Source organism: Coprococcus sp. TF11-13 (genome assembly GCF_003481085.1).
In the GTDB taxonomy this organism is placed as follows: domain Bacteria; phylum Bacillota; class Clostridia; order Lachnospirales; family Lachnospiraceae; genus Coprococcus; species Coprococcus aceti.
Genome location: NZ_QUKK01000006.1, coordinates 106,825 through 120,329, shown reverse-complemented (window position 1 = coordinate 120,329; position 13,505 = coordinate 106,825). Strand labels below are relative to the sequence as shown.

Here is a 13,505-nt window from a genome sequence, read left to right as displayed (position 1 = left end):
GTAACATGGCAAAGTATGATTACCTCATAGTAGGAGCCGGATTATTCGGCGCAGTATTTGCATACGAGGCAGGCAAGAGAGGCAAGAGCTGTCTGGTTATAGACAAGCGTCCACATATTGCCGGCAACATTTACACAGAGCAGGTGGAGGGTATAAACGTTCACAAGTATGGCGCACATATATTCCACACATCTGACAAGAAGATCTGGGAGTATGTAAACCAGTTTGCAGAGTTCAACAACTACATTAACTCACCTGTAGCTTCATACAAGGATGAGCTGTACAACCTTCCATTCAACATGAACACATTCAGCAAGATGTGGGGAATCAAGAAGCCTTCAGAGGCAAAGGCAATCATCGAGAAGCAGATCGCAGATCTGAACATTGGAGAGCCAAAGAACCTTGAGGAGCAGGCACTCAAGCTTGCCGGTACAGATGTGTATGAGAAGCTTGTCAAGGGATACACAGAGAAGCAGTGGGGAAGACCATGTACAGAGCTTCCTGCATTCATTATCAAGAGACTGCCTCTGAGATTCATATACGACAACAACTACTTCAATGACCGTTTCCAGGGAATCCCAATGGGCGGATACACACAGATCATTGAGAAGATGCTTGAGGGCGCTGAGGTCAAGACTGACACAGATTACTTCGATTTTATCAAGGAGAATCCTGACATCGCAGACAAGACTGTATACACAGGTATGATCGATGAGTTCTTCGGATTCCAGTACGGACCACTTGAGTACCGTTCAGTAAGATTCGAGACAGAGGTACTCGATGAGGAGAACTACCAGGGAAATGCTGTTGTGAACTACACACACAGAGATGTTCCATACACAAGAATAATCGAGCACAAGCACTTTGAGTTTGGAAAGCAGCCAAAGACAGTTATCAGCCGTGAGTATTCAGCAGAGTGGAAGCCGGGCGTAGAGCCATACTACCCTGTAAACAACGACAAGAACAATGCGCTTTACGAGAAGTACAAGGAGCTTGCAGAGACACGCAAGGATGTAATATTCGGCGGAAGACTTGGACAGTACAAGTATTATGATATGGACAAGGTAATCGCAGCAGCACTTGAGTGTGTTGAGGCAGAGTTCTAATCGTGAGATAGAGCATATTATAAAGCCATACAAAGGGACGCATACCGGAATACAGATTTTCCGTATATGCGTCCTTTTGGCGTGCCGGAAGCATGGGTGATACGGCAAAATAAAAAAGATATACACTTTCGACAGAACGTGATAGAATTATACTAATTATGGGCATGTTATTTGGTGGATATGGTGCCCAGGGGGTAAAAATAAAAGGGTAAAGGGTGTATATGTTATGACAAGGAAGAGGATTGCGGTACTGACAGCCCAGGCTGATGAGTACACCCAGGGTAGATTCCTCTCGGGGTTTTTTGAGAAGGCATTTCAGCTTGATTATGATGTGTGCGTGTTCTCAATGTATCTGAAGTATCAGGATACAGCTAGCAGAGAAGTGGGGGACGCCAACATATTCAACCTGATAGAATTTGACAAATATGATGCGGTGGTCATATGTACTGACAGGATCAGGACGCCGGGAACAGAGGAGGGACTCCGGTGGCGTGTGGAGCATGAGTTTGATGGTCCGGTACTGATAGTCGGCGACGAGATAGAAGGATATAAATCCATAAATATTGATCACAGAAAGAATATATGCGGGCTTACGGATCATCTCATAGAAGAGCACGGATACCGTGATATAGTGCTGCTTGATGGCTGGGAGAATAATGCCAATTCCGAGCTGAAGAAGCAGGGATTCTTTGACAGCATGAAGAGTCATGGTATCGCTGTGGATGAATCGTCGGTCTACTATGGCAATAACTGGTTTGACTCAGGACGCCAGACCGCAATGGGGATAACAGAGAACAGAGACAGACTTCCACAGGCTGTGGTGTGTGCCAGTGATCACATGGCACTGGGGCTGGCGGCTGAGCTGGAACAGAGAGGCGTTAAGGTCCCTGAGGATATAGCGATAACGGGATATGACGCTGCGGAGACGAACGATGACAGAGTCATACCGCTGACATCGGTTGATATACCTGCAAAGGTTGACGGCGAGTACGCCGCAAAATGGATAGACGCAGAGATAAACGGAAGATCTCTGGAGAACTATAGGAGCAGTGCGTCTATACACTGGGGAAAAAGCTGTGGATGTGAGCATTGTACGGAGAAGCCGGGAAAGAGAGACGTGACGGCATGGAATATGAACACTCAGCCGGGAAGCTATGGTTCATACTATAACCATATGATGGAGGATCTGTTATCCCAGAGAGATTACAGGGAATTCTACAATACCATATTCCAGTATGCCCACACGGATGGCAACATGAGCAGTTTCAGTCTCTGCCTGAATGAATATTGGAAGTTTCCTGAGGTCATGATGGGGTCAAATGCACTGAGAGTCGGATACACGAAGAATATATACAGGGTCATCAGAAGCTGCGGTGATGGAGACGGTGCGATAGATTTCGATGACTGTTTTGACGTGTCCAGACTGATACCTGAGCTGGATGCAGACAGGGACAGACCTGAGGCTTACATATTCACTCCACTCAATTTCGACGACAGATGTTTTGGATATGCGGTTGTGAGCTATGGAAGCGAGTGCAGGGCGTACGATATTTCATATAGCACATGGATCAAGCAGATCATGCAGGGCATGGAGGCGTTCTACAGACAGGCGAGTCTTCAGAAGCTTCTGGACAAGGTCAATGCATCGCAGATCCGTGATGATCTGACCGGAGTGTACAATTATAACGGATTTATGGCGAGGTGCAGGGATATGTGTAACGATGCCGTTGCACATGGCAGGAGCATTGAGCTGCTGGCTATAGATATAAAGGGACTGGGACAGATAAATGCAAGTCTCGGCAGAAAGGTCGGGGACGAGGCCATACAGGCACTTGCCAGAATGATCTCGGCATCCCTTGAGAAATCAGACGTATGTATGAGAATGTGTAACGATGAGTTCATCGTGGCATATCAGGTGATGGGAGATGCGGAGGATCACGCAGACGCCATAGTTAAGAGTGTGGAGAGCCGTACCAGGGAGTTTAACAGGACAAATGGCGAAAATTTTGTCATGGAGATATGCTATGCGGTGGACAGACAGATGGTTGCGAATGCGGAGGCTCTGGACAACTATGTGAACGCACTCATAAGCAACAAGAACAATGCCAAGATGAAGGCGTACATTGAGAGCACGAGAAATGCAGAGCTGTCACAGGAGGATATAGAGAAGGACAAGCTTGCCACGGAGATTCTTGACAGGAATCTGCTCACATATCATTTCCAGCCTATAGTTAATGCCCGCACAGGTCAGATCTATGCCTATGAGGTGCTCATGAGATCGGCAGGAGAACAGTACATGTCTCCTCTTGACATAATACAGAGTGCTGAGAGACTTGGACGTCTGAGCGATGTGGAGAGAGCCACATTTATCAATGTGTTGAGACTCGTTGAGGACAAGCGAGAGGAACTTGAGGGCAGAAAGATATTCTTTAACAGTATACCGGGCTGCAGGCTGTCGGAGGAGGACACCGCTGTCATAGAGAGCAAACTCAGGGAATTTGGTGGACAGGTGGTCGTGGAATTCACCGAGGAGGCTGAGATGAGCGACCAGCTACTGGATCAGATAAAGGACAAGTACGGCAGGATGAACATAGAGACCGCCATAGATGACTATGGCTCAGGTTATTCAAATGTCAACAATCTTCTCAGATATATGCCGCGTTACGTGAAGATAGACAGGATGCTCATGACAAATATACATGAGGATCCGCAGAAGCAGCATTTTGTTAAGGATATTATAGAATTTGCGCATGACAATGATATCGTCACTCTGGCGGAGGGCGTTGAGCTGGATGTTGAACTCAAGGAGGTCATCAGACTTGGCGCAGATCTCATTCAGGGTTACTACACGGCGAAGCCTTCACCGGAGGCGATTGCCGAGATAGATAAGAGGATCATAAACGAGATAGTCCAGTACAATCAGAACGAGATCACAAAGTATGGCAAGAAGACCTATGTCATAACCGATGAAGACGAGATATCGATGGTTCAGCTTGCATTTAACAAATATACGGCGCTTGATTTCAAGAAGATAGATGACCAGTACAGGTACGTCAACATGACAGGTACACCGGGCTTCAAGTCCAACATGCTGATAACCATAGGAGACGGCTTCAGAGGCGAGCTCAGGGTGGACAGCATAAGCCTTGGAGGAGAGAAGGGCATACCTTGTATAAAGATAGAAGACAACTGCGATGTCAGGATAGTCCTCACCGGGGACAATGAGCTGCGCACAGGCGGTATACAGGTAGCCGAGTCGTCAAAGCTTGAGCTTGCCGGAGATGGAGATCTGAGGATCACACTTGCGGGTGGCAGATACTTTGGAATAGGAAACGATTTTGCGTCGAGACACGGAGATCTGTATTTCAATCAGGATGGAACGCTGTCCATAACGGCCACCGGAATGAGGGGCATTGGAATAGGATCCGGCCTTGGCGGTAATATATATATTAGACACGGACGATACGAGATAGATCAGAGAGGTCAGGAGGGTGTGATGATAGGCTGCATGGACAGCGACTGCACTCTTCACATAGAGAACTGCGACATGGAGATATACAATGGAATCGCCAGAAGTGTATCCATAGGCTCATATAACGGAATCGCGGATATAGCTATTGACAATATATCCGGCAAGATATCCGGGGCATCCATCTCGACAGCAGTCATAGGAACCCTGAATGGAAAGTCCTGCAGGGTTGCCATGAAGAATATCAATATTACCATGAACATCAGGGCAAATGAATGTTATGGTATAGGCTGCCGTGAGGGCGATACGGACGTCAGCATACAGTACGCTTACATCAAGGTGGTGGCACAGGGCAAGGATGCCTACGCCATGGGTAACAGCACCCACACCGCCAGACTGGAATTTTCCAACTCGGATATCAACACACAGGTGATCAACAGTGTGGGAACTGATATAGGTGCAGAGGAGAAAAATATCGTGATCGGTAACGGCAGAGTGAGCTTCATGGTGAACGGAATATCAAAGAACAGGGAAGTGCAGATGACCGATCTGTAGGCGCCTATTCCGAAGCGTACAGTTAATCATTATTAATATTGTGTTGTTGACTGTTGTGAAGTATAATACAGCCGATTGACATGATGGGAGAATATTTATGGTTTTTTCGAGTTTAATATTTTTGTTTGTTTTTCTCACTGCAAACCTGATAGCATATTTTGCGGTGAGCCCTGAGAAACGCAATAATGTATTGCTGATATTTTCACTGGTGTTCTATGCCTGGGGAGGCCCGAGATATCTTCTGCTCCTGGCGGGAGAGACTCTGGTGAGCTGGCTGTTTGCCATTCGCATAGATGAGGCACGTGCCGGATATACCAAGAGATCTGAGAAGTTTTATCTTGTGTGTGACCTTGTGATAATGCTTGGCTGTCTTGCGATATTCAAGTATCTGGGATTTTTCCTCGGCAACATAAAGGCAGTGTTCGGCGTGCCGAAGACCGTGCCTGGAATAGCTCTCCCAATAGGAATCTCTTTCTATACATTCCAGCTCATATCATATGTGGTGGATGTGTACAGGAACGAAGTCAGACCACAGAGAGAATACTGGAAGCTCCTTCTGTATTCAAGTCTGTTCCATCAGTGTATAGCGGGACCTATCGTCAGATATGAGACCGTTGCTGATCAGATAGACAACAGGAAGATAACAGCGAACGACATATACATGGGACTGAGAAGATTTTCAGTCGGACTGGCAAAGAAGGCGATACTGGCCAATTCCTGTGCCAGCATAGCCGACACCCTGCTCCCGGCGGGAGTGGCGAGCCTCAAGGCTCAGACGACACTTGAAATGTGGCTTGGAATGATAGCGTATATGCTTCAGATATACCTTGATTTCTCAGCATACTCAGACATGGCCATCGGAATGGGAAGGATGGTAGGTTTTCACTATGATGAGAACTTTAACTACCCATATATGGCTACATCGGTAAATAATTTCTGGAGGAGATGGCACATATCACTCAGCTCATTCTTCAGGGATTACGTATATATACCGCTTGGCGGCAACAGATGCAGCACAGCGAAGTACATCCGCAACATGGCTATCGTGTGGTTTCTCACGGGAATGTGGCACGGAGCAAGCTGGAATTATATATTCTGGGGAATTTATTATCTGGGCTTCCTCCTTCTGGAGAAGTTTTATCTGGGCGGAAGACTCGGCCCTGTGGCATCCAGAATATATACGCTGCTCGTTATCCTGTTCGGATGGACCATATTCAGATTTGAGAGCCTTCGTGAGCTTGGAACAGTGCTTGCGGGAATGTTTGGAATAGGAACATCGGGATTTGCAAATATGGCACTTGGAACAATATTTGTGAAGAACATATTCTTCCTGATATTTGCATGTATTGCGTGTACGGATCTGGGCAAGAGACTCAGAAAATGGGCTATAGAAGTTGGAAAGGTCAACCCACTTGTATTCAACGTGTTCAATGTAACTGAGATGATAACACCGGTACTTATGCTCGTGATCTCAGTGCTGGCGCTTGTGGGTGCAAGCTATAATCCTTTCCTGTATTTCCAGTTTTAATGGGTGATTTTTATGAAGAGAAGATATACCAGAAGTCAGAGACAACAATTAAAGAAATTCAGAACTCTGGGTGTTCTTATATTTGCCGCAGTCATGGCGATAGGAGCATTTATCGGTCTGCTGTTTTTTGTCAGACCTAAGAAATCCACGATGGAGAAGAGGACACTTGCAAAGTTTCCGTCATTCACCATAACGTCATTCCTCGACGGATCATACTTCGAGGACGTGTCACTGTGGTATTCTGACACATACCCTATGAGGGATAAGCTTGTGTCGGCTGACCAGAGCCTTAAGAAGCTGTACGGAATACAGCTCGGAACGCAGGTTGTTGGAGGAAATGCCAAGGGCGATGAGATACCTGAGGTGGACAAGAGTGCGGTGACCGCCACTCCTGATGATGCAGGCAAGGCGACAACTGAGAGTACCACGGAGGTTACGACAGAGGATCCTGAGATAGGACTTCCTGCGAGTCTGACATCGAAGAACAAGCAGGATGCGACAACTGAGAGCGGTTCGGTCCAGACGGTCGATCCACCAGATTCAAAGGCTATGGACAATGCGTTCCAGAAGCAGCTTCAGGACAACCTGTATGTGAAGGATGGTTCTGCGTACAGCCTGTACTATTTCGTTCAGGACTCCGCAACAGAATATATAGATGCTATCAACAATGCAGCGGCACAGCTCTCGGGCCAGACAAATGTGTACGATATTCTTGTGCCGAACAATTCAGGTGTCCTGCTATCGGATGACGAGCTGGATAAGCTTGGCGGTTCCGATCAGAAACAGGCGATAGAGTATTACTATGGCATGATGAATGGCGTGAAGACGGTCGATATATTTGACACGTTAAAGGCGCATAAGGATGAATATATATTCTTCAGGACAGATCACCACTGGACCGCGGATGGCGCGTACTATGCGTATGAGGATTTCTGCAAGACGAAGGGCATAACGGCCATTCCACGTGACAAGAGGAAGACGGATACCTTCAAGGGATTCCTCGGAAGCTTCTACAGCACCCTGCAGAACTCTGACATGAAGAATAATCCTGATACGATATACGCCTACGAACCGATAGGAACAAATGACATGACCTACTGGAACGAGGATGGCTCGGAGCAGAAGTGGAATGTCATAATGGATGTAAATGGATGGGATAAGGGAACCATGTATTCTACATTTGTGGGCGGTGACACGCCGATGGCAGTGATAGAGAACCCGAAGGTGACAGACGGTTCATCGTGTGTAGTAATGAAGGAGTCCTACGGAAATGCATTTATTCCATTTCTTGTGGATCACTACTCCAAAATATATATCATAGATTACAGATATTCACAGGTAAACATCCTTGACTTTGTGAAGAGCAAAAAGGTCAATGATTTTATCTGTATAAATAACATATCTCTCATAGGAGATAAAGATGTGGCGGCTACTATAAGCAGTCTGCTGCACTAGGGCATAATCGGAGGATTTGCAGACAGATGCCCGGAGATGGTCAACAGATATATGGAGACTGCTTCTGAAGGTACCAGAGGATTGTTCATGTTCTGCACCATAGATAATGACAAGGATGTGGACGTGTTCCAGGCGCTTGCAACTGTCGACAGACTTCTCTATCAGGAGAAGCGTGCAAAGAAGCTTCGCCGGATGGCTGAGTAAGACAGATATAAAAGACAAAATATATAAAGGCTTGAAAGAAGGAGAATGTATCATGGAGAGGTTAGGTTTCATAGGCATGGGTAATATGGCACAGGCACTCTGTGCAGGATTTGTGAATTCAGGGAAGATAGCGGCTGAGAGTGTATATGCATATGCACCACACTATGACAAGCTGGTGAAGAACTCAGAGAAGTATGGATTTACCCCGTGTAAGACACTTGCAGAGCTGGTGGATGCCGTGGATACGGTCATCATGGCATGCAAGCCTTATCAGATCAATGACGTTCTCGTTGAGATAGGAGAGAGACTTCACGGCAAGGCTCTTGTGTCGGTGGCAGCTGGCTGGGATTTTAAGAAGTACAGTGAGTATTTTGACAGTTCGGTGAGAGTGCAGTTTGTGATGCCGAATACTCCGGCAATGGTATATGAGGGAGTTATGCTCTTTGAAGCACAGAATTCCCTTGAGGAGGAAGAAAGGGCACAAATCAAAGAGCTGTTCGCGGCTGTGGGAATTGTGGAGGAGCTTCCATCGAATCTCATGGGAATAGGAGGCGCAGTAACCGGCTGTGGTCCTGCATTTGTGGATCTGTTCATAGAGGGATATGCGGATGCAGCGGTTAAGTATGGTGTGCCTAGACAGACTGCGTACAGACTCATATCACAGATGATACTTGGTTCAGCAAAACTTCAGCTAGAGACAGGGGAGCATCCCGGCGTGTTGAAGGACAATGTATGTTCCCCTGCGGGAACAACCATATGCGGTGTTGCATCCCTCGAGGAGTCAGGCCTCAGGAGTGCATGCATTAAGTCTATAGATGCGATCATGAATAAGTAATAACGGCAAATCCCCTGTATGATTGAAATATCATACAGGGACTTTTTTATTTCTTGACTTTTTTATTTCTTGAATTTTGAGAGGATGCTTATAAGCTGCCTTATGTTCAGCGGCTTTGACAGGTGTTCGTTCATGCCTGCCAGACGGCATCTTTCGAGATCTTTAGCAAATGTGTTGGCGGTGATGGCGATGATAGGAATGTTCTGTGCATTCGGATGCTCGAGCTTTCTTATGGCGTAGGACGCCGAGATTCCATCCATCACAGGCATCTGAAGATCCATAAGGATACCGTCGTAGGTTCCGGCAGCAGATGTGGAGAACATGTCAACGCACACGGAGCCGTCCTCAGCGCGCTCACAGGAAATACCATTCACACCCAGAAGTTCAGACACGACCTCATAGTTGAGTTCGTTATCCTCTGCCACCAGAAGGTGCATTCCTGCACACAAGGATTCTGCGTCGCTGCTATCACCGGATTGTCCAGACCACAGATCATCCTTTATGATATAAGGGACGTCGATGCTTACCTCGATGATAGTTCCACCACCCGGATTGCTCTGTACTGTGATGGTACCCTGCATTAGATCCACAAGCTCCTTTACTATGGCGAGCCCCAGACCGCTTCCGCGCACTTTGCTGATCCTGGTGTCTGTCTCGCGGGAGAATTTGTTGAACATGCTCGCCTGATATTCAGGCTTTATTCCAATTCCCGTGTCGCTTATTCTGGCGACGAGACGTATCTTATCGGAGCCTGGTATATTTTCCTCATATAATTCAAATCCAACGTCGCCATGACCAGGTGTGAACTTGATGGAGTTAGACAGCAGGTTAGAGTAGATCTGTTTCAGCTTGAGTCCATCGGCCAGGATGTAGTCGTGATATATATCGTGACAGTTGAAGGTTATATTGAGTCCGTCGTTCATGAGAGCCTGATCGAAAACCATGTTCAGAGTATGACACAGCTCGGATACAGATGTTTCACAAGGCTTAAGCTGTTGTCTGCCGTTTTCCAGATTCGTTATGTCAAGGATGTTGCTGATGAGCTGTTCTATATAAGCCCCGGACGTCCTGAGCTTGCCCAGACAGTCGTCCATCTTGCTTGGATCGCCTAGTGATCGCTTTGCTATGTCGGCAAATCCCATTACGGCATTCAGAGGTGTTCTTATATCGTGAGCCATCTTGGACAGGAACTCGGACTTTGCCTCATTGGCCTTGTTGGCTTCCTCTGCCAGGAGCATCCAGTTCTGTTCACGTCTCTTTTGTTCGCTGATAAGCCTTGTTGCATACAGTATGCTGGTCACGTTGCCGAGAGCATCTCGCTTTTTTACAATAAATCTTGCCGAGTGCCAGTTGCCGTCGTTGGCGAGATAATCCATGGCTATGGTCTCGTCTGTGTGGAGACGCTCTGCGATGGTCGACAGATCGAAGAAATCAAGTATCTTGTCCTGATATTCGGGAACGACGAAGCGGTGACACAGCTCCTTCATCTTGGAGGAAGCTCTTCCCATGCGGCCTGTAAGTTTGTGTACCTTGTTATCACTGGACACCTCCTCGTACATGTCCTGTGTAAGATCTATCCTGTATATTGAGAAGTAGATCTTGCTTATGGCGGATATGATCTCGTTGTTCAGGTTAGCCTCGTCAAGTGCCTCCTGCAGCTGTCTCCTCGAATTTTGTTCAAAGCTCACAAGCTCGTCTATCTGCTTGAAGCCAATCAGCACCCTTGAAGCTGAGGCCGCTGAAAAAGGGAATATCTCTGCCTCAAAGTTTTCCTGACCCGCTGCGTTCGGAGTCACCCGGTATCTGTAAGAGAGCTTAGGGTGAGAGGCAAGATGATTCTGTATATGCTCTGCGCTGAGGATTTCTGTGAAGTCTGGGGCAGATTCTTTGATGACATATTTTTCATAATACTGTCTGATCAGCTCTGAGTAGCAGAATGCTTTCCCGGCTTTGATGTCGTATATGTGGGCAGCGTTTGCCACCGGGTCAAGCTTTAAAGGCTCGAGGGAATCATTCTGAAGATCAACGCAGTAGACGGATATGTAGTCTGTGCACAGGACTGACATGAACATCCTTTCACGGTTCAGATCCGACAGGCTCTTTTCGAGTGAATTATTGCGCTGCTCAAGAAGCTCGGTCATTCTGAGAGTCTCCCGTACATTTCCGAGATGACCGCCCACAACCCCAAGCAGACTTATAAAGGATTCCGAACTCTCTATGTGGGGATTGTCCACACCGATAAAGCCTTTGAGCTGGTCCTTATAGAAGATAGGAAATGCTATCTCAGAGTGGATATTCTGCATGACCAGAAGCTGATACTCGGAAGGCATGAGATCCTTCACATCCTCCACGTTATCTATGATTATACTGTCGCCGCGCTCAAATGATTCCAGCCAGTAAGGCATGTCGGCGGAATCCACGGACTGAAGATTGTCAATCCATGGCTGCACATTGTCACCGCACCACTCATATGAGTTGCGGAATACGTTGTCAGTCTCATCCCAGTCAAAAATATAAACTCGTTCTGACGAAGTGCAACTTCCGATGATACGGAGCAGAGTCTGTATGGATGCCCGGAGTTCAAAACGGTTCTGAGCTCTGTCAATGGCAACCATCTGCTGTAATATAACAAAATTATCCATAAAATACCCCCCCTTTATGTGTGTAGGTTTTTGATATATTAATATATAAAGCTCTGTTTTTAAGACAATTTTACCTATTTTGAGAGAAAAAATCTATATTAATGGCAATTAATTCCATAGACAATATTGTTTAGGAATTATAAAATTATTGTGGGTGATTGTAAAGCTTTAACATATTTTTTCTGGGACATTAAAAATACTATGTTGAGGAGTTAATTAAATGAGAGAAAAAGTATTGATAGTCGATGACATTGAGCTGAATAGAGAGATACTTGCAGTTGCACTTGGTGATAAGTATGAAGTGATTCAGGCTGCTGATGGTATGCAGACCATAGACATACTGAAGTCTGAGAGTGAAGGGATAACAGCGATGCTCCTTGATCTGATCATGCCGAATGTCGATGGATACGCGGTGCTTGATTACATGAGAGAACACGGACTGCTTGACAGGATACCGGTAATAGTCATAAGTGCGGAATCTGCTAGGGATGTTGAGGTAAAGTGTCTTGAAATGGGGGTTACGGATTTCGTCAGAAAGCCATTTGACAGTGTGACAGTCAGACGCAGGGTCAAGAATACCGTGGATCTGTTCATGTATAAGAATCATCTGGAGGATAAAGTCAGACTGCAGACAAGAGAGCTGGAGGAGAAGAACAAACTGTTTCAGGCTCAGGCAGAGCAGATACGTGAGACCAATGAGAAGATAGTGGACGTTTTAGGCACGGTTGTTGAATACAGAAATCTTGAGAGCGGTGAGCACATCAAGAGGGTAAAGGAATTTACCAATATACTTGCAGAGAAGGCTGCGGAGAAATATCCGGAGTACGGCCTTACACCGGAGAAGATAGCTGTAATAGTTGCAGCCAGTCCACTTCATGACATAGGCAAGATAGCCATCAAGGACAGTGTGCTCCTGAAGCCGGGCAGGCTTACAGATGAAGAGTTTGAATATATGAAGACCCACACGACAAAGGGCTGTGAGATACTTACACAGATTGCAGGCACGTGGAGTGAGGAATACGAGAAGATCAGCTATGAGATATGCCGCCACCATCATGAGAGATATGATGGAAAGGGCTATCCTGACGGACTGGCCGGTGAGGATATACCGATATCGGCACAGCTTGTGTCCATAGCGGATGTGTATGACGCTCTTGTGAGTGACAGGGTATACAAGAAGGCTATAGAGAAGGGCAAGGCATATCAGATGATACTTGATGGAGAGTGTGGAACATTTTCACCGAGACTTATAGAGTGCTTCAAGGAGTCCAGACAGGAATTTGAAGAGCTTGTGTGCAGATATGAGATGAAGAAGGAGAACCAGATATGAACATCAGAGAGTGTTATGATACAATAGGAGCAGATTTTGAGGATGTACTTGGCAGACTTGGCAGTGAGAGCCTTATACAGAGATTCGCACTTAAGTTTATAGATGATGGAAGCTACAATGAACTGACAGAGGCTATTACGGAGAAGAATGCTGAGAAGGCATTCAGGGCAGCACATACACTGAAGGGGATATGTCTGAACCTTGGACTTAAGAATCTGTATACAGTGAGCTCGAATCTGACAGAGAAGCTCAGGGGGAGAGAGCTTGATGGATATGAGGCTTTGTATGAGAAGGTCAGTGAGCAGTATAAGATAACTGTAAATGCTCTTAAGAGTGTTGAATAGATCATTGTAGTGTGAGAAAAGAGAGGGGACTTATAAG

The 13,505-nt window shown here is 46.4% G+C and carries 9 protein-coding genes; 8 read left to right on the top strand and 1 reads right to left on the bottom strand.

Going from position 1 to position 13,505, the window contains the following annotated elements; all coding sequences use genetic code 11:
- The first annotated feature begins 5 nt into the window (after positions 1-5).
- The 6 genes from glf (at position 6) to proC (ending at position 9,152) form a co-directional block, all read left to right on the top strand.
- Positions 6-1,106 (top strand): UDP-galactopyranose mutase, encoded by a 1,101-nt coding sequence (glf, locus tag DXD11_RS10785; protein WP_015534596.1) that lies wholly within the window; start codon positions 6-8, stop codon positions 1,104-1,106.
- Between the two features lie 226 nt (positions 1,107-1,332).
- Positions 1,333-5,130, top strand: coding sequence for an EAL domain-containing protein (locus DXD11_RS10780; RefSeq protein ID WP_118758370.1), 3,798 nt, complete (start codon positions 1,333-1,335; stop codon positions 5,128-5,130).
- A 97-nt stretch (positions 5,131-5,227) separates the two neighbouring features.
- Positions 5,228-6,658: an MBOAT family O-acyltransferase gene (locus DXD11_RS10775; RefSeq protein ID WP_117550149.1), complete on the top strand. Its 1,431-nt coding sequence runs from the start codon at positions 5,228-5,230 to the stop codon at positions 6,656-6,658.
- A gap of 12 nt (positions 6,659-6,670) precedes the next feature.
- A complete protein-coding gene (locus DXD11_RS10770; protein ID WP_055272150.1) occupies positions 6,671-8,113 on the top strand; it encodes a DHHW family protein in 1,443 nt (480 codons plus the stop codon).
- 36 nt (positions 8,114-8,149) lie between these two features.
- Positions 8,150-8,317 (top strand): hypothetical protein, encoded by a 168-nt coding sequence (locus DXD11_RS14240; RefSeq protein WP_158547596.1) that lies wholly within the window; start codon positions 8,150-8,152, stop codon positions 8,315-8,317.
- Positions 8,318-8,369: 52 nt separating this feature from the next.
- Entirely contained in the window at positions 8,370-9,152 is a 783-nt protein-coding gene (proC, locus tag DXD11_RS10765; protein WP_055145057.1) for a pyrroline-5-carboxylate reductase, read from the top strand.
- A 62-nt stretch (positions 9,153-9,214) separates the two neighbouring features.
- Here proC and DXD11_RS10760 read toward each other — a convergent pair whose 3' ends face one another.
- A complete protein-coding gene (locus DXD11_RS10760) occupies positions 9,215-11,794 on the bottom strand; it encodes a hybrid sensor histidine kinase/response regulator (protein ID WP_118758369.1) in 2,580 nt (859 codons plus the stop codon).
- Positions 11,795-12,014: 220 nt separating this feature from the next.
- On the opposite strand from DXD11_RS10760, the gene DXD11_RS10755 reads away from it, so the two are divergent.
- Both DXD11_RS10755 and DXD11_RS10750 read left to right on the top strand, forming a co-directional pair.
- A complete protein-coding gene (locus DXD11_RS10755; protein WP_118758368.1) occupies positions 12,015-13,124 on the top strand; it encodes an HD domain-containing phosphohydrolase in 1,110 nt (369 codons plus the stop codon).
- Positions 13,121-13,468 carry an Hpt domain-containing protein gene (locus DXD11_RS10750; protein WP_118758367.1) on the top strand — a complete coding sequence of 116 codons (348 nt, stop codon included), beginning with the start codon at positions 13,121-13,123 and terminating at the stop codon, positions 13,466-13,468. The genes DXD11_RS10755 and DXD11_RS10750 overlap by 4 nt, the downstream gene beginning before the upstream one ends.
- Positions 13,469-13,505: the final 37 nt, after the last annotated feature.